Annotated in this window: 15 protein-coding genes; 11 read left to right on the top strand and 4 right to left on the bottom strand. The window is 66.6% G+C overall.

The annotated features are described in order from the left end of the window. Positions 1-6 precede the first annotated feature (6 nt). From tsaE to trxA, 5 genes are read left to right on the top strand one after another with little or no spacing between them, the layout of a single operon-like run. Complete coding sequence (gene tsaE, locus ACO2Q4_RS16845) at positions 7-1,422, top strand: tRNA (adenosine(37)-N6)-threonylcarbamoyltransferase complex ATPase subunit type 1 TsaE (RefSeq protein ID WP_423320726.1); 1,416 nt, start codon at positions 7-9, stop codon at positions 1,420-1,422. Next, complete coding sequence (locus tag ACO2Q4_RS16850) at positions 1,419-2,090, top strand: nucleotidyltransferase family protein (RefSeq protein WP_423320728.1); 672 nt, start codon at positions 1,419-1,421, stop codon at positions 2,088-2,090. Before tsaE ends, ACO2Q4_RS16850 begins: the two co-directional genes overlap by 4 nt. Further along, the gene (gene addB, locus ACO2Q4_RS16855) at positions 2,083-5,022 is read left to right on the top strand and encodes a double-strand break repair protein AddB (protein ID WP_423320730.1); all 2,940 of its coding nucleotides are present in this window, start codon (positions 2,083-2,085) and stop codon (positions 5,020-5,022) included. Before ACO2Q4_RS16850 ends, addB begins: the two co-directional genes overlap by 8 nt. Beyond that, complete coding sequence (gene addA, locus ACO2Q4_RS16860) at positions 5,015-8,407, top strand: double-strand break repair helicase AddA (protein WP_423320732.1); 3,393 nt, start codon at positions 5,015-5,017, stop codon at positions 8,405-8,407. Before addB ends, addA begins: the two co-directional genes overlap by 8 nt. Positions 8,408-8,461: 54 nt before the next feature. Continuing rightward, positions 8,462-8,782, top strand: a complete 321-nt coding sequence (gene trxA / locus ACO2Q4_RS16865; RefSeq protein WP_311759864.1) for a thioredoxin — start codon at positions 8,462-8,464, stop codon at positions 8,780-8,782. Between the two features lie 33 nt (positions 8,783-8,815). Here the strand turns inward: trxA and ACO2Q4_RS16870 are convergent, their stop codons facing one another. Continuing rightward, on the bottom strand, positions 8,816-9,721 hold the full coding sequence (locus ACO2Q4_RS16870) for a hypothetical protein (RefSeq protein ID WP_423320734.1): 906 nt from the start codon (positions 9,719-9,721) through the stop codon (positions 8,816-8,818). An 85-nt stretch (positions 9,722-9,806) separates the two neighbouring features. Here ACO2Q4_RS16870 and hslV point away from each other — a divergent pair, with 85 nt between their 5' ends. From hslV to ACO2Q4_RS16885, 3 genes are all read left to right on the top strand, one after another. Continuing rightward, complete coding sequence (hslV, locus tag ACO2Q4_RS16875; RefSeq protein ID WP_311759866.1) at positions 9,807-10,361, top strand: ATP-dependent protease subunit HslV; 555 nt, start codon at positions 9,807-9,809, stop codon at positions 10,359-10,361. 90 nt (positions 10,362-10,451) lie between these two features. After that, on the top strand, positions 10,452-11,756 hold the full coding sequence (gene hslU / locus ACO2Q4_RS16880) for an ATP-dependent protease ATPase subunit HslU (protein ID WP_423320736.1): 1,305 nt from the start codon (positions 10,452-10,454) through the stop codon (positions 11,754-11,756). A gap of 54 nt (positions 11,757-11,810) precedes the next feature. Beyond that, positions 11,811-11,990, top strand: coding sequence for a PLD nuclease N-terminal domain-containing protein (locus tag ACO2Q4_RS16885; protein WP_311759868.1), 180 nt, complete (start codon positions 11,811-11,813; stop codon positions 11,988-11,990). A gap of 28 nt (positions 11,991-12,018) precedes the next feature. On the opposite strand, the gene ACO2Q4_RS16890 is transcribed toward ACO2Q4_RS16885, so the two are convergent. Both ACO2Q4_RS16890 and ACO2Q4_RS16895 read right to left on the bottom strand, forming a co-directional pair. Further along, positions 12,019-12,633 carry a Smr/MutS family protein gene (locus ACO2Q4_RS16890; RefSeq protein ID WP_423320738.1) on the bottom strand — a complete coding sequence of 205 codons (615 nt, stop codon included), beginning with the start codon at positions 12,631-12,633 and terminating at the stop codon, positions 12,019-12,021. Beyond that, the gene (locus ACO2Q4_RS16895; protein ID WP_311759870.1) at positions 12,633-13,289 is read right to left on the bottom strand and encodes a Tim44/TimA family putative adaptor protein; all 657 of its coding nucleotides are present in this window, start codon (positions 13,287-13,289) and stop codon (positions 12,633-12,635) included. Before ACO2Q4_RS16895 ends, ACO2Q4_RS16890 begins: the two co-directional genes overlap by 1 nt. 109 nt (positions 13,290-13,398) lie before the next feature. On the opposite strand from ACO2Q4_RS16895, the gene ACO2Q4_RS16900 reads away from it, so the two are divergent. The 3 genes from ACO2Q4_RS16900 (at position 13,399) to ACO2Q4_RS16910 (ending at position 15,239) form a co-directional block, all read left to right on the top strand. After that, positions 13,399-13,959: an FxsA family protein gene (locus tag ACO2Q4_RS16900; protein ID WP_395134331.1), complete on the top strand. Its 561-nt coding sequence runs from the start codon at positions 13,399-13,401 to the stop codon at positions 13,957-13,959. A gap of 49 nt (positions 13,960-14,008) precedes the next feature. Continuing rightward, positions 14,009-14,515, top strand: coding sequence for a protein-export chaperone SecB (gene secB, locus ACO2Q4_RS16905; RefSeq protein WP_395134330.1), 507 nt, complete (start codon positions 14,009-14,011; stop codon positions 14,513-14,515). 112 nt (positions 14,516-14,627) lie between these two features. Next, on the top strand, positions 14,628-15,239 hold the full coding sequence (locus tag ACO2Q4_RS16910; RefSeq protein WP_311759873.1) for an HD family hydrolase: 612 nt from the start codon (positions 14,628-14,630) through the stop codon (positions 15,237-15,239). A 30-nt stretch (positions 15,240-15,269) separates the two neighbouring features. On the opposite strand, the gene ACO2Q4_RS16915 is transcribed toward ACO2Q4_RS16910, so the two are convergent. Beyond that, positions 15,270-15,578, bottom strand: a complete 309-nt coding sequence (locus ACO2Q4_RS16915) for an H-NS histone family protein (RefSeq protein WP_311759874.1) — start codon at positions 15,576-15,578, stop codon at positions 15,270-15,272. Between the last annotated feature and the right edge of the window lie 37 nt (positions 15,579-15,615).

The raw sequence follows: 15,615 nt of genomic DNA on the forward strand, positions 1-15,615 counted from the left end.
GGCCCCATGACCCTGATCGCGACGCTTGACCATGCCGATGCCGACCTGACCGCCTGCCTTGCGCGCGTCATGGCGGCGATCCTGAAACCCGGAGACGTGGTGGCCCTAGAGGGTCCGGTCGGCGCGGGCAAGACCCATTTCGCCCGCGCCTTCATCCGCGCCCGCCAGGGCGAGATGGCCGAAGACGTGCCAAGCCCCACCTTTACGCTGGTCCAGACCTATGAGGACCCGATGGGGACCGAGATCTGGCATGCCGACCTTTATCGCCTGACCCATCCCGACGAGCTGGCCGAGCTGGGCCTTGACGAGGCGATGCGCGACGCGGTCGTTCTGATCGAATGGCCCGATCATGGCGGACCCCTGCCCGATCCCCTGATTCTGGGGCTGGAACCGCTTGTGGGTTTTCCCGACCTGCGCCGGGTGACGATGGCGGGCTCCGCCGCGCGCTGGGGCGGCATGGCCCGACTTCCCGCCATTGCGCGGCTGGTCCACCGCGCAGGCTGGTCCGGGGCGCGCGTCGTCCCGCTTGCGGGCGATGCCTCGGCGCGGCGCTATTTCCGCCTGATCGACGAAGACCGCAGCGCCGTCCTGATGGATGCCGGACCGGGCAGCCTTGGCCCCTATGTCGCGATGACGCAATGGCTGCGCGCGCGGGGCCTGCACGCCCCCGAGATCCTGGCAGCCGACCAGGCCGAGGGGCTTTTGCTGATCGAGGATCTGGGCGACGACCTGGTCGCCCGCGTGATTCAGGCCAAGCCGGATCTGGCGCCGCGCATCTATGACCGGATGACCGATCTTCTGGTCGAACTGCATGGCCATCAGCCGCCCGAATTCGTGCTGCCTCTGGACGGGCCGGAGCTTGCCCGCCAGGTGGCGCTGTTCGCGGACTATTATCCCCCGGCGGCGGGCGGTGGCAGCGGGGCCGACGTCGCGTCAGTGATCGAACGCCTGCATGCCGAATTGGCGGGAGACGTTCCTGCGGTTCTTGGCCTGCGCGATTTTCATGCCGAGAACCTTGTCTGGCTGGATGACGCGCCGCTTGGCCTTCTCGACTTTCAGGACGCGGTTGCGGTTCATCCGGCCTATGATCTTGTCAGCGGGCTTCAGGACGCGCGCCGCGATGTCGATCCCGCAATCGAGCAGGCGCAGATCGCCCGCTATGTCGCCGCAACCGGAGTTGACGAGGGCCGGTTCCGCGCCGCCTATGCGCTGCTGGGCGCACAACGGAACCTGCGGATCATGGGGATCTTCACCCGGCTCGCGCAGCGGGACGGAAAGCGCCGCTATCTGGCGTTCATGCCGCGCGTCTGGGATGCGATCCAGCGCGATATCGCCCATCCCGCGCTTGCGCCGCTGGCCGCTGCGCTGAAGGGCATTCCCGCGCCGACGCCCGCGGTCATCGAAAGGATTACCCGCGGATGACGCTGCCGCTGATGATCTTCGCCGCCGGCAAGGGCACGCGGATGGCCCCGCTGACCGACGTGACGCCGAAGCCCCTGATCCAAGTCGCGGGCCGGACATTGCTGGACCGGGCCTTGGACCTGGGGCGCGAAGCCGGGGTCGGGCGCGTCGTCGTGAACACCCACCATCTGGGCCAGCAGATCCGGGATCATGTCGCGGGCCGGGACATCGCGGTCTCGGACGAGGCCGGGATGCTGCTGGAGACAGGGGGAGGCCTGCGCAAGGCCCTGCCGCTGCTGGGGACGGGGCCGGTCGTCACCATGAACCCCGACGTGATCTGGACCGGCCCGAACCCCATCGGCGCGCTTCTGCGGGCATGGGACGCACGGATGGATGCGCTGCTGATGCTGGTGCCGCTGGAACGGACCGTCGGTCGACAGGGCGATGGCGACTTCAGCCTTGACCCGGCTGGGCGGCTGATCCGCGGTGGCGGGCTGGTCTATGGCGGCATCCAGATCCTGCGACCGGACCGCCTGTCCGAGATCGGTGACGAGGTGTTTTCGCTGAACCGCCTGTGGGATCTGATGATCGCCGATGGGCGGGCCTTTGGCTTGGTCCATGACGGCCAATGGTGCGACGTGGGTCGCCCCGATTGTATCCCCCTGGCCGAGGCGCTTCTGGATGGCTGAGTGGCAGGGTGGCCTGTTCAGCCTGCCTTGCGGCGCCGATTTTCCCGGTGCCTTCGCCGAGGGGCTGATCGCAAGGATGCGCGGTCGCGCGCCGCAGGAAATGGCGCGCGTCACCGTCTTTGCCAATTCGGGGCAGTCGTTGATGGCGCTGCGCGACGCGCTGATTTGGCGCGGGCCGGTGATCCTGCCGCGGCTTCGGTTGATCGCGGATCTGGGCGGCGGCTCGGCCACGCCCACGCTGGCTCGGCGGCTTGAACTGGGGCGATTGATCGATGCCGCGCTTCGCGCGCGGCCCGATCTGGCGCAGGGGCAGTCGGTCCCGGAACTCGCCGCATCGCTGGCCGGACTGATGGCCGAGATGCAGCTTGAGGGGCTGGACGCGCAGGCGCTGGACCGGATTGATGCGGGCGATCACGCCCAGCATTGGGGCCGCGCACTTGCCTTTCTGAAGATTGCTGCCGGGTATTACCTGACCGATCCGCCACAGGACCGCGAATCCCGCCAGCGCGCCGCGGCCGAACTGCTGGCCGAGGAATGGGCGCGGGGCGAGAATCTGCCTGACGGGCCGGTGGTCATCGCAGGTTCGACCGGCTCGCATGGCGCGACGCGGGATTTCATGCGCGCCGTCGCCCGCCTGCCGATGGGGGCGGTGGTTTTGCCGGGATTCGACCCGGACCTGCCACGCGCGGTCTGGGACGGAATGGACGCGCTGGCCGAGGATCATCCGCAGGCCCGCTATGCCCCCTTTGTCTCGGAATTCGGAATGCCCGCCGACTGGATGTCCGGCACGGCCCCCGATCCCGCACGGAACCGCCTGATCTCTCTGGCGCTAAGGCCCGCGCCGGTGACCGACCAGTGGATCGAAGAGGGGCCAGCGCTTGGCCCCCTGCTGCCCGCGACGCAGAACCTGACCCTGATCGAGGCCGAGCAGCCGGGACAGGAATCCGAGGCGATCGCGCTGATCATCCGCGAATCCGTCGGGCGGGCGCAGCCCGTCACCCTGATTGCCGCCGACCGGATGCTGACCCGCCGCGTCCAGTCGGCGCTGGACCGTTGGGGCATCATTCCCGACGATTCCGCGGGCCAGCCCCTGCCGCTGACCGCACCCGGCCTGTTCCTGCGCCATGTCGCCGACCTGTTCGGGGCCGAGCTGATGATCGACGGGTTGCTGGTGCTGCTGAAGCATCCGGTCATGGCGACCGGGCTGGGCGCGGATTACCGGCGCGAGCATCTGCGCCTGACTCGCGACCTGGAGTTGTATCTGCGGGCAAAAGGTCCGGCCTTTCCCGATGGCGCGGCCCTGCGCGACTGGGCCGAGCGTGGCGATGACCGCAGCAAGCCCTGGGCCTTGTGGCTGGCGGGACTGCTGGACCGCATCGTGCCGCTGGCCCTTGACCGCGCGCCGCGCCCGATGGCGCAGCGGCTGGCGGATCTGCGCCACCTTGCCGAGGATCTGGCCGCAGGGCCAGGGGGCAGTGCCGACGCCTCGGAACTGTGGGACAAGGCCGCGGGGGGGCTGGCGCGGGGTGTGCTGGATCATCTGTCCGCACATGCTGAGATGGGCCACGATCTGCGCCCCTCGGAATTCCGCGACCTGCTTTACGCCGAGCTTCAGGGGCAGGCCGTGCGGCAGGATGTCGCCTCGCATCCCCTTGTCCGGTTCCGCGGCCCGCGCGAGGCCCGGACCGAGGCGGTGGGCGAAGTGGCGGGGCTTGTCATCCTTGCCGGGCTGAATGAAGGCGGCTGGCCGCAGGCGTTGCCGCCCGATCCGTGGCTGTCCCGTCCGATGCGGCTGTCGGCGGGACTGACCCTGCCCGAGCGTCGCGTCGGGCTGGCGGCGCATGACTTCCAGCAGGCGGTGGGGGCGGCACAGGTCGTCCTGTGTCGCGCGCGGCGCGATGCCGAGGCCGAGACCATCCCCTCGCGCTGGCTGAACCGGCTGGTCAACCTGCTGGGTGGACTGCCCGACCAGCTTGGCCCCGAGGCGCTGGCCGAGATGCGCGGGCGCGGGCAGGCATGGCTTGACCTGGCCGAGCTGCATGCCCGGCCCCGGATGCGTCTGGAACCGGCGCGACGCCCCTCGCCCATTCCGCCCGCCCCGGCCCTGCGGCAGATGTCCGTGACGGAGGTTCGCACACTGATCCGCGACCCCTATGCGATCTATGCCCGCAGGGTGTTGGGTCTGCGTGCGCTGGATCCCCTGCGCCCCGAGGCCGATGCCGCCGAACGCGGCACCGTGCTGCACGAGATCATGGACCGTTTCCTGCGCGGTTTGCCGGAACTGCCCGAAAGCTCTGACCTGATGAAGTCGCGCCTGCTGGACATCACCGATGAGGTGCTGGCGCTGAACGTGCCCTGGCCCTCGGCCCGGCTGTTCTGGCGCGCGCGCATCGCGGGCATCGCCGATCGGCTGATGGCCGACGAAGCCGCGCGCCTGCAACGCGGTCGCCCGACCGTGGTCGAGGAATATACCGAACTTGGCATTCCCGGCGTCGATTTCCGCCTGATCGCCAAGCCCGACCGGCTGGATCGACTGACCGACGGGCGAGTGCATGTCTATGACTACAAGTCCGGCAAGCCCCCGACCGACGCGCAGGTCCGCCACTTCGACAAGCAGCTTCCACTTGAGGCCGCGATGGTGGAACAGGGCGCGTTCCGGGGCCTTGGCCCCTCAGAGGTCGAAGGCATCAGCTATATCCAGCTTGGCGGCGAGGGTAAGACCGAGACGCGGGACTTCTCCTTGGGATTCGCCGCCGAAACCTGGGCGGGCTTCGTGGAACTGATCGGCCGTTATCTTGGCGGCGAACGCGGCTTTACCGCACGGTTGGCGATGGAGCGGACCGACCACGCCAGCGATTATGACCACCTGTCGCGGCATGGCGAATGGGACACCACCCAGGCGTCCAGCCCGGAAAGGTTCAGCGATGACTAGGCCTGCATTCGACGAGGCGACACTGGCGCAGGTCCGGGCGGCGGATCCGCTGCGCTCGACCTGGCTGACGGCAAATGCGGGTTCGGGCAAGACCCGCGTGCTGACCGACCGCGTGGCGCGGCTGCTTCTGGCCGGAACCGCCCCGGAAAAGATCCTGTGCCTGACCTATACCAAGGCGGCCGCAACCGAGATGCAGAACCGCCTGCTGGCGCGTCTGGGCAAGTGGGCGATGCTGCCCGAAGCGCGCTTGCGTGCGGAACTGGCGCAACTGGGCGAGGACGAGGCCCCCGACCTGCGCGCCGCGCGCCGGCTGTTCGCACGCGCGATCGAAACGCCCGGCGGGCTGAAGGTTCAGACCATCCACAGCTTCTGCGGCGGCGTCCTGCGCCGCTTTCCGATCGAGGCAGGCGTCCCCCACGGCTTTACCGAGCTTGACGACCGCAGCGCCGCCCTGATCCGGTCCGAGATCATCGAGGACATGGCGCGCGAGAATGCGCCCGAGCTGACGGACCTGCTGGCGCTGCATTCGGGCGAGAACCTGGATGGTTTCCTGTCCGGCCTGCGCGGCTTTGAAAACCCCGCCGATCCCGGTGCGATCTGGCGCGCCTGCGGGCTTGAGCCGGGCGAGGACATGACCCTGCTGCTGTCGCGGACCTTCACCGACGGCGCGCTGGTCATCGCCGCGATGATCCCCCATCTGCTGAAAAGCGGCAGCAACGACCAGAAGGCGGCCGCGCGCCTTGCGACCGGCAACTGGACGCGACCGGGCCTTGCCGAGCTTCTGATCCTTGAAGCCGTGCTTCTGACTGGATCGGGCGCCAAAAACCCCTTCACTGCAAAATACGACAGCTTTCCGACCAAGGCGCTGCGCAGTGGCGCCTGCGCCGAACTGATCGACGATCTGGCGATCCTGATGGAGCGGGTCGAATCCGCTCGCCCGCGCCGCATCGCGCTGAGCCATGCGGCGCGCACGCTGGCCCTGCACCGGTTCGGCTGCGCCTTTCTTGGCCGCTATCGCGCGGAAAAGGCAGTTCGGGGATATCTGGATTTCGACGACCTGATTGATCGCACCGCGCGGCTTCTGTCGGAAAACAGCATGGCGCAATGGGTGCTGTTCCGGCTGGATGGCGGCATCGACCACATTCTGGTCGACGAGGCGCAGGATACCAGCCCGGCGCAATGGCAGGTGATCCAGCGGCTGACGGACGAATTCACCTCGGGGCAGGGCGCGCGAGAGGCGGGGTCGCGCAGCCTGTTCGTGGTGGGCGATCCCAAGCAGTCGATCTATTCCTTCCAGGGGGCCGACATCGCGGTTTTCGAAACCCGTCGCGCGGGTTTTGCCGAGGCATTTGCGGCGGTGATGAACCCGATGCAGGTGCTGGAATTGCGCCACAGCTTCCGCTCATCCACCGCGATCCTGTCGCTGGTCGACCGGGTCTTTGCCGGGGATGCCGCGCGCGGGCTGGGCGATCCGCCCGAACATCGCGCCTTTCGCACGGACATGCCCGGTCGGGTCGACCTGTGGCCCGCGATCCCGAAGCCAGACAAGCCCGAGGCCGGTGACTGGACGGATCCCGTCGACCAGCCCGCCGAGAATTCAGAAACGACCGAACTGGCCCGCGCCGTCGCGCGCGCGATTGCCGGGATCCTGGGTCAGCCGATCCATGACGCCAAGCGCAACTGCATCCGCCGGGTCCGCGCGGGGGACGTGCTGATCCTTGTCCAGCGCCGCTCGGACCTGTTTGCCGAAATCATCGCGGCGCTGAAGATCGCCGGCCTGCCCGTGGCGGGCGCGGACCGTCTGAAACTGGCCGGAGAGATGGCGGTGCGCGACATCCGCGCCGTGCTGTCGGTCCTTGCCACACCCGAAGACGACCTTTCACTGGCCGCTGCGCTGCGCTCTCCTTTGTTCGGGCTGGGCGAGGAAGAGCTTTACCGTCTGGCGGCGAAGCGGAAGAAGGGCGAGTATTTGTGGCGTCGGCTGCGCGACTCCGGTCATCGCGAGGCCGTGGACCTGCTGGCGGATCTGATGCGCTGGACCGGGTTCATGCGCCCCTATGACCTGATCCAGCGCCTGCTGATCCGCCACGGCGGGCGCGAGCGCCTTGTGGCCCGGCTGGGGCCCGAGGCCGAGGATGGCATCGACGAATTGTTGTCCCAGGCGCTGAGCTATGAAAGCAGCGAGACGCCTTCGCTGACCGGTTTCCTGGTCTGGCTCAGCGGCGACGATGTCGAGGTCAAGCGCCAGCCCGGCTCTGCGGGCGAAGATGGCGAGGGGCTGATCCGCGTCATGACCGTCCACGGCTCGAAGGGGCTGGAAAGCCCCATCGTCATCATGCCCGACACGGCCAAGCGCCGCCCCCCGCGCGAAGGGCAGGTGCTGACCATGCCGGACGGGATGCCCCTGTGGCGCGGCAAGAAGGGCGAACGCCCGGATGCAGTCGAGGATCTGGCCGCCGACCTGACCGACCGCCAGCTGCAGGAGCGCAAGCGCCTGCTTTACGTTGGCCTGACCCGCGCGGAAAGCTGGCTGATCGTCGCCGCCGCAGGCGAGACCGGCGTCGACGAAGACAGCTGGCATTCTCTGGTCGCCGCCGGGATCGACCGCGCCGACCTGACCGAGACCCGCCTGCCCGCCGATTGGGGCGGCGAGATCCGGCGCCTGAGCTTTGGCAACTGGCCCGAAACCGCGCCCGAAACGGTGCATGTCGAAAGGTCCATGCCGGTCGAGCCCGGTTGGCTGCGCGCCGATCCGCCAGCCGCGCCGGAAAAGCGCAGGCCGGTTGCCGCGACCTCGTTGGGTGGGGCCAAGGTGATGGTCGCGCAAGGCCAGGGAGATGCCGCGGCCGCGATGCTGTTCGGCACGCGCTTGCACCTGCTTCTGGAGCATCTGCCCGGCCACGACCCCGCGGCATGGCCGGGAATCGCGCGCGACGTGCTGGCCGACGCCGAAGGTGGCCTGCCTGAACCGCTGGCACTGGCGGGGTTGCTGGGCGAAGCGCGCGAGGTGCTGACCGCCCCTGCCCTGTCCGCAGTCTTCGACCTGCCCGATGGGGCCGAGGTATTCCAGGAACTCGCGCTGTCCGCGCCTTTGCCGGGCATCGGGATGCTGTGGGGCAAGATCGACCGGTTGGTCGTCACGCCGGACGCGATCCTTGCCATCGACTACAAGTCGAATCGCGACGTGCCGGACCGACCCGAGGCCACGCCCCTGGGCATCCTGCGGCAGATGGCGGCCTATCGCACGGCGTTGCGTCAGCTTTGGCCGGACCGCCCCGTCGCGGCAGCCGTGCTTTGGACGGCGAGCCGCAGCCTGATGCCCCTGCCCGATGTACTGCTTGATGGCATCATTGCGGGCCTTGACCGTGACCCTGTGGGTGCCTAGCTCTTGTGGGACACGTCCTGCCGGGCCCAACCCGGCGTATCGCAGGAGATTTCAATGGCCACTCAAGCCGTTTCCGACGCCGAATTTGACAGCGAAGTCCGCCAGTCCGCGACCCCGGTCGTGGTCGATTTCTGGGCCGAATGGTGTGGCCCTTGCCGCCAGATCGGGCCGGCGCTGGAAGAGCTTGCCGCGGAATATGGCGGCAAGGTCAAGATCGTGAAGGTCAACGTGGACGAGAATCCGGAAAGCCCGGCGGCCCTTGGCGTGCGCGGCATTCCGGCGCTGTTCCTGTTCAAGGACGGCCAGGTCGTCTCGAACAAGATCGGCGCGGCGCCGAAAGCGGCGCTGAAAGCCTGGATCGACGACGCGATCTGATCAGTTTTTAAAGTCGAACAATGGGGGCGGTGGTCAGATGGACCAGCCGCCCCTTTTCATTGCGGCAAGGATGCGCGATCCCGCGTCGGGCAGGGTTGCGTTGATCGCCTTTTCCTGCAGGAACCAATAGATATATCGATCGAATTCCGGCGCATGGCTATCCGCAGCCGCGAGTGCCGCATTTGGCCCCAGATCGGCGACATTCAGCGCGATGTGGTGGAAGTCGATCTGGCCGAACAGCACTGCGGGCTTGCCCAGCAGGAAGCCGTCAAAGGCGACGGCGCTGTTTTCCGTCGCGACAAAGGCGCAATCGCGCAAAAGTGTCATCGTCGTCCCGGTTGCGATACGCAGGTTCGGATGGCGGGCCGCCACCTGCTGCAAGGCCGCATCATCGGCGGCATCATGTGGAATTTTCGGATGAAGCGTCGCCACCACCGGACGGCCTGTCGCGGCGACCTCATCCAGCATCTCGACGGGGCTCATGGTCTGGAAGCTGCGGCAACGGCGCAGCTCGGCCTGCAAGGGCACCAGGATGCTTTCCCCGCGCCTTGGTGGTGCGCCGGGCAGAACCCGGTCCCGCAGCCTTTGCACGAACTGGCCGGCCCGCCCGGCATCCACCTGGGTCGAGGCGAATTCGCTGCGCGCCACGTCGAATCGCCAGCGCTGCTGCGCCCGCTCGATCTGCCAGAAGGGATAGTGATAGGCGCGGCGAAAGGTCAGCGCGCGGTCATGCGTCGGGGCCTCGGCATGAAACAGCGCATAGCCGTCAAGGTCGGGCGCGCGCCGACGCGCCTCGGCCCCCGTCTCGCACCACTCGACCTGCCAGCCAGCCCCTTCCACCGTGGCCTTCAGCACGTTCAGGAAGTTGAAGCTGCCCTCGCGGGCGGACCTCAGCATCGGGGCTTCCAGGTAGATGCGCAGCGTCGTCGGCGGGGTCATCGTCAAAGCCTAGCGGCAGGGGCCGGGTTGCGAAACCCCCGCCCGGCCCATATCTGACGGGCCAAGACCAATGCGGAGAATATGCATGTCCGATGAAAAGTTTCCCGGCTGGCACGGCACCACGATCCTTGCGGTGCGGCGTGGCGGCAAGGTGGTCGTCGCCGGGGATGGTCAGGTCAGTGTCGGCCCGACGGTAATGAAGGGCACGGCCCGCAAGGTGCGCCGGCTGACCCCCGGAGGGCATGACGTGGTAGTGGGCTTTGCCGGCTCGACTGCAGATGCCTTTACCCTGCTTGAGCGGCTGGAGAAGAAGCTTGAATCCGCACCGGGACAGCTGGCGCGGGCCTGTGTCGATCTGGCCAAGGACTGGCGCATGGACAAGTACCTGCGCAATCTGGAGGCCATGCTGATCGTCACCGACGGCAAGGACATATTCGTCGTGACGGGCGCGGGCGACGTGCTGGAACCCGAGCATGACGTGGCGGCCATCGGGTCGGGCGGAAACTTTGCCCTGGCGGCGGCGCGCGGCCTGATGGCAAGCGATCTGGATGCCGAGGACGTTGCCCGCAAGGCGATGGCGATCGCAGCCGACATCTGCGTCTATACGAACGGCAACCTGACCGTCGAGATTCTGGGCTGAAGGGGGCTCTGCCCCGTCCTGCGGACTCCCCCGGGGTATTTCGGAAACGGTGAATTCAAGGCCGTTTCCAGCATGAAGAGAGGTTTCAACATGAGTGATTTGACGCCGCGCGAGATCGTGTCCGAGCTGGATCGCTTCATCATCGGTCAGAAGGATGCCAAGCGCGCCGTTGCCGTGGCTTTGCGCAACCGCTGGCGTCGTCGCCAGTTGGGCGACGATCTGCGCGACGAGGTCTATCCGAAGAACATCCTGATGATCGGCCCGACCGGCGTCGGCAAGACCGAGATCAGCCGTCGCCTGGCCAAGCTGGCCCGCGCGCCCTTCCTGAAGGTCGAGGCGACCAAGTTCACCGAAGTCGGCTATGTCGGTCGCGATGTCGAGCAGATCATCCGCGACCTGACCGATGCCGCGATCATCGAGACGCGCGAACGGATGCGCGAAGAGGTCAAGGCCAAGGCCCACAAGTCCGCCGAGGACCGCGTGGTCGCGGCCCTTGCGGGCGATGGCGCGCGCGAGCAGACCACGGCGATGTTCCGCGACAAGCTGAAGCGGGGCGAGTTGGACGACACGGTCATCGAGCTTGAGCTTCAGGACAATTCGAACCCGCTGGGCATGATGGAAGTCCCCGGCCAGCCCGGCGGAATGGGCGGCATGATGGACCTGTCGGGGCTGATGAAGGCTTTTGGCGGGCGCAAGGTGCGGCGCAAGGTCACGGTATCGGAAAGCTATGAGCTGCTGATCGCCGAAGAGGCCGACAAGCTTCTGGACGACGAGGCGGTCAAGGCCGCGGCACTGGAGACGGTGCAGGAGAACGGCATCGTCTTCATCGACGAGATCGACAAGGTCGCTGCCCGGACCGATGCGCGTGGTGGTGATGTCAGCCGCGAAGGCGTGCAGCGCGACCTGTTGCCGCTGATCGAGGGCACGACCGTCTCGACCAAGTATGGCCCGGTGAAGACCGACCATATCCTGTTCATCGCCTCGGGCGCTTTCCACATCGCCAAGCCATCGGACCTGCTGCCCGAGCTTCAGGGCCGCCTGCCGATCCGGGTCGAGCTGCGTCCGCTGACGGAAGAGGATTTCGTCCGCATCCTGACCGAGACCGACAACGCCCTGACGCGCCAGTATACCGCGCTGATGGCGACCGAGGGGGTCGAGGTCGGCTTCACGGAAACCGGCATCCGCGCCCTGGCCCGTATCGCCGCCGAGGTGAACGGTTCGGTCGAGAATATCGGTGCGCGCCGGCTTTACACCGTCATCGAACGCGTCTTCGAGGAGCTGTCCTTCAGCGCCCCCGATCGCTCGGGCGAGTCGGTGACGGTGGACGAGGCCTTTGTCGAGAAGCACTTGGGCGACCTTGCCCGTTCGACGGACCTGTCACGCTACGTCCTGTGACGGAACTTCCGGCTGCTGCGATCGTTGAGGGTGGCAGCAGCTTGGGGAATGCTCATGGGCTATATCATCAGCGCGATCATCTTCGCACTGGACGTCTGGGCGATCGCTTCGATCATCAACACGAATGTTCAGACTTCGACCAAGATCATCTGGATCGTGCTGGTGGCGGTCCTGCCGGTGCTGGGGCTGATCATCTGGTGGTTCGCCGGACCCAAGGCCAATTACGGCTCATGATTTCGCGGCCTCTCGGGCCGCGTTTTCGTCAGCGCCGCAAATAGACGTAATAGGCGCCCTCGCCACCATGGCGGCGATGGGCGGGCCGCACCTGCAGGACAAGGGGTGCCAGCGGTGCCATGTGCAGCCATAGCGGAACATTGTGGCGCAGCGCGCCCGGGCGGACCGGCAGGGGCGCATCCGGCCCGCCTTCGCGTCCCTTGCCGGTGATGACCAGCACCAGACGCAGTCCCGAGGTATGGGCATTCATCACGAAACGGATCAGATTCGGCTGGGCGACGCTCAGCGTCATGCCGTGCAGGTCGATCCGCGCTTCGGGAGCAAGCTTGCCCTGGTTCATCCGGCGATGGGTCTTGTGATCCATCCGCAACGGGTGCTCGCGCACCGACTGGGCGGGATGCGAGGACAGTTCGATCCGGGTCGAGGCCGATTTCAACGGACGCGCCCCGATCCGGAAATCGTCCAGCGGCATCAGATCGGGCCGTGCCGCCGCCGGTGGCACGGGCTTTACCGGCGGGGTCGAGATCAGGGGATCGGGAAGCGGGGCAGCCTCGCTGCGACGGGGGTGCAGCGGCACCGCGGTCGAGGCGACGCGGGACCAAAGGGCCTTTTCATCGGCCGAAAGGCCCCTGCGCCGTGCCATCACGCAGTGGCGACAAGCTGCCAGTTCGGATCCTGCGAACCCATCTGGCGCGCGAAGGTCCAGGTGTCGCGCTGCTTGCGCGCGGCCTTGGGATCGCCGTCGACGACATTGCCCTGGGCATCGCGGGTTGCGACGATCATCTCACCCACGAAGCGGATCGAGATTTCAGCCTGCCGGGTCGCGGGATTGAACTCGGCGGCGGTCAGCGCGGTTTCACGCGTGCCCAAGTACTGCGCCTCGGTCGTCAGGCCCCGGGCCTTGCGATCGGCGATGACGCTTTCGAAGGCGGCGGCGACCGGAGGGGCCAGGAAGGCGCGCACCTCGGAAATATCGCCGCGCTCGAAAGCCATCAGGATCATTTCATAGGCGGCTTTCCCGCCTGAAAGGAATGGGCCGACGGCGAAATCGGGTTCGACCTGCTTCATCGCGGCCAATGCGCGCGCATTGGCGCTGCCCGGCTCGGCATGGTCGTCGATATCGTTGTCAAAATGGTCCGGCGTCCCTTCGACGACGTCGAAGCGGCGGGGGGGCGACGTTTCGTCCGGGACTCGCGGGGCTTCGAAGCCGTCCCGCGTGCCAAGGACACCCCGCAAACGCAGGATCAGGAAAACGGCGATCGCGGCTAGAACAAGAAGTTGCAGCATGGGGTTCGACATCAACGGTCCTGGGAGAGCTTTCTTACTGGGCGTCAAATACCTATGTAGGGTGCAGGGAAGGCCAAGTCCAGTTGACCGCCCGGAGAAGTCTGAAGTTAAGGGGGCGCCCATGTGGCTGCTATTGCCATTCGTGATCCTGCCGATCGTCGAGATCGCGCTGTTCATCCAAGTCGGCGGAGCGATCGGGGTCTTGCCGACCATCGCGCTGGTCGTGCTTTCGACGCTGGGGGGAACCGCCGTGATGCGCCGTCAGGGCGCGCTGGCGATGCTGGACGTGCAGCGGGCCATGCAGGAATTCCGTGACCCGGCCGCGCCGATGGCGCATGGCGCGCTAATCATGATCGCGGGGCTTCTGCTGATCGTGCCGGGACTTTTCACCAGCGCCCTTGGTCTTCTGCTGCTGATCCCCGCGGTGCGGGAACTGGTCATGCGCTGGATGGGGCGCCGTATCGGCGTGTCCGGTACGGGCTATGGCTATCGCGCGCCGGGTCGCGACAGTGATTTCGCCGGGGATTACCCTGCGGGTTTCCGACGCGGTTCGTCCCGTGACGGGGTGATCGACGGCGAGTATTCGGTCCAGGACGACCCGCCTGCCCCCGTGCGCGAGGGTCTGACCGACGGGCGGACGCAGGGCGGAAATGGCGGAAAGTCGGGGTGGACCCGGCATTGAGCGCCGCCCGCCACAGTGCTAGAACGCCCCGCAAAGCAGGGAGACCCCAATGAGCGAAGAAACCAATACCGGCGCGGCGAATGGCGCCCAGCCCGCCGTCCGCATGCAGATCCTGACCCAGTATATCCGCGACCTGTCCTTTGAGAATGCCGTCGCGCAAAAGGGTCTGCCTTCGGGCGAGGTCCAGCCCGAGATCGCGGTGCAGGTCAGCCTGGACGCCCGCAAGCGGCAGGTCGAGAACCAGTACGAGGTGGTCTGCAAGTTCCGTGTGCAATCCACCAACTCCAAGGACAAGTCGCCGATCTTCCTGTGCGAGCTGGATTACGGCGGGATCTTCCATGTCGAGGGCGTGCCCGAGGACCAGTTGCATCCCTTCCTGATGATCGAATGCCCGCGGATGCTGTTCCCCTATGTGCGCCGCATCATCTCGGACATGACGCGTGATGGCGGCTTCCCGCCCTTCAACATGGATCCGGTCGATTTCGTCGCGCTGTATCGCCAGGAAATCGCCCGCCGCGTCCAATCCGAGCGCCCCGCCGACCAACAGCTGTCCTGAACGATCGGGACTTGATGTCGCGGCCCGTTTCCTGTCGGAAGCGGGCCGTTTCATTTGCTGGCATCCGCTGCGCGGGGCGGCTAGCCTTTTGCCGAGCGGCGGGGATGGGTTGATGACAAGGCGCGTGACACGGGCGTGGCAAAGGATGCTTTCCGGGCGGCGGCTGGATCTTCTTGACCCGACGCCTTTCGATATCGAAATCGGCGACATCGCGCATGGCCTGTCCTTCGTCGCCCGCTGGAATGGGCAGACGCGCGGCGACTGGGCCTATTCCGTGGCCGAACACTCGCTTCTGGTCGAGGAAATCCACCGGCGCACCGAACCCGAGACTGCGCCGATCTGGCATCTGGCGGCATTGCTTCACGATGCGCCGGAATATGTGATCGGGGACATGATTTCCCCGGTCAAGGCGGCATTGGGGCGCGAATACGGTGAAATGGACGCGCGCCTGACCGCGGCGATTCACCGTCGATTCGGATTGCCCGCGCAATTGCCAAAACCGGTCAAGGCTGCGATCAAACGCGCCGATCGGGTTTCCGCCTGGCTTGAGGCGATTCAGATCGCCGGATTTTCAAGGGCCGAAGCGGATCGGTTGTTTCCCGTCCCGGATTCCGAATTGCTGCAAGGCCTGGAAATCAGGCTTCGCCCTCCGGTAGAAACGCGGAATGCCTATCTTGAGCGTTTTCAGGCCGTGATCGCGGAAATCGATCGCCAGCCGAAATGAAATGCTCCGCCCAAGGGCGGAGCATTGCAATCAGATCTCAAGATCCTCAAGCTTGCGACCGGCGTCCAGCGCCTCGATGACCCAGCGCGGCTTGCGTCCGCGGCCGGTCCAGGTGGCCTGGGGATCGGCAGGATTGGCGTATTTCGGTGCGACCTTGCTACGGTTTTGCTTGGCATCCGCCAGATCGGCGAGGCTGAAGCCAAACTCGCGCGCCGCATTCTCGACTGCGGCAATCGCTTCGCGTTTACGGCGATCCTCAAAGGTCGAAATCGCTTTCTCGACCTTGTTGCGAAGATCGCGAAGTTCGCGAAGGGACATTTTGTCCAGGTCCAATTCCATAATTCTCATTTCCTGAGGGGTATTTCACTTACGCGGA

Origin of the sequence: Paracoccus sp. KR1-242 (assembly GCF_049446195.1) — a bacterium.
Taxonomy (GTDB): domain Bacteria; phylum Pseudomonadota; class Alphaproteobacteria; order Rhodobacterales; family Rhodobacteraceae; genus Paracoccus; species Paracoccus broussonetiae.

Excerpts from the sequence above, each read along its gene's own strand:
- ACO2Q4_RS16915 (WP_311759874.1), bottom strand. The coding sequence starts at position 15,578 with ATGGAATTGGACCTGGACAAAATGTCCCTTCGCGAACTTCGCGATCTT.
- ACO2Q4_RS16870 (WP_423320734.1), bottom strand. The coding sequence starts at position 9,721 with ATGACCCCGCCGACGACGCTGCGCATCTACCTGGAAGCCCCGATGCTG.
- addA (WP_423320732.1), top strand. The coding sequence starts at position 5,015 with ATGACTAGGCCTGCATTCGACGAGGCGACACTGGCGCAGGTCCGGGCG.
- hslU (WP_423320736.1), top strand. The coding sequence starts at position 10,452 with ATGAGTGATTTGACGCCGCGCGAGATCGTGTCCGAGCTGGATCGCTTC.
- hslV (WP_311759866.1), top strand. The coding sequence starts at position 9,807 with ATGTCCGATGAAAAGTTTCCCGGCTGGCACGGCACCACGATCCTTGCG.
- ACO2Q4_RS16910 (WP_311759873.1), top strand. The coding sequence starts at position 14,628 with ATGACAAGGCGCGTGACACGGGCGTGGCAAAGGATGCTTTCCGGGCGG.
- ACO2Q4_RS16890 (WP_423320738.1), bottom strand. The coding sequence starts at position 12,633 with ATGGCACGGCGCAGGGGCCTTTCGGCCGATGAAAAGGCCCTTTGGTCC.
- ACO2Q4_RS16900 (WP_395134331.1), top strand. The coding sequence starts at position 13,399 with ATGTGGCTGCTATTGCCATTCGTGATCCTGCCGATCGTCGAGATCGCG.
- secB (WP_395134330.1), top strand. The coding sequence starts at position 14,009 with ATGAGCGAAGAAACCAATACCGGCGCGGCGAATGGCGCCCAGCCCGCC.
- ACO2Q4_RS16895 (WP_311759870.1), bottom strand. The coding sequence starts at position 13,289 with ATGTCGAACCCCATGCTGCAACTTCTTGTTCTAGCCGCGATCGCCGTT.
- tsaE (WP_423320726.1), top strand. The coding sequence starts at position 7 with ATGACCCTGATCGCGACGCTTGACCATGCCGATGCCGACCTGACCGCC.
- ACO2Q4_RS16850 (WP_423320728.1), top strand. The coding sequence starts at position 1,419 with ATGACGCTGCCGCTGATGATCTTCGCCGCCGGCAAGGGCACGCGGATG.
- ACO2Q4_RS16885 (WP_311759868.1), top strand. The coding sequence starts at position 11,811 with ATGGGCTATATCATCAGCGCGATCATCTTCGCACTGGACGTCTGGGCG.
- addB (WP_423320730.1), top strand. The coding sequence starts at position 2,083 with ATGGCTGAGTGGCAGGGTGGCCTGTTCAGCCTGCCTTGCGGCGCCGAT.
- trxA (WP_311759864.1), top strand. The coding sequence starts at position 8,462 with ATGGCCACTCAAGCCGTTTCCGACGCCGAATTTGACAGCGAAGTCCGC.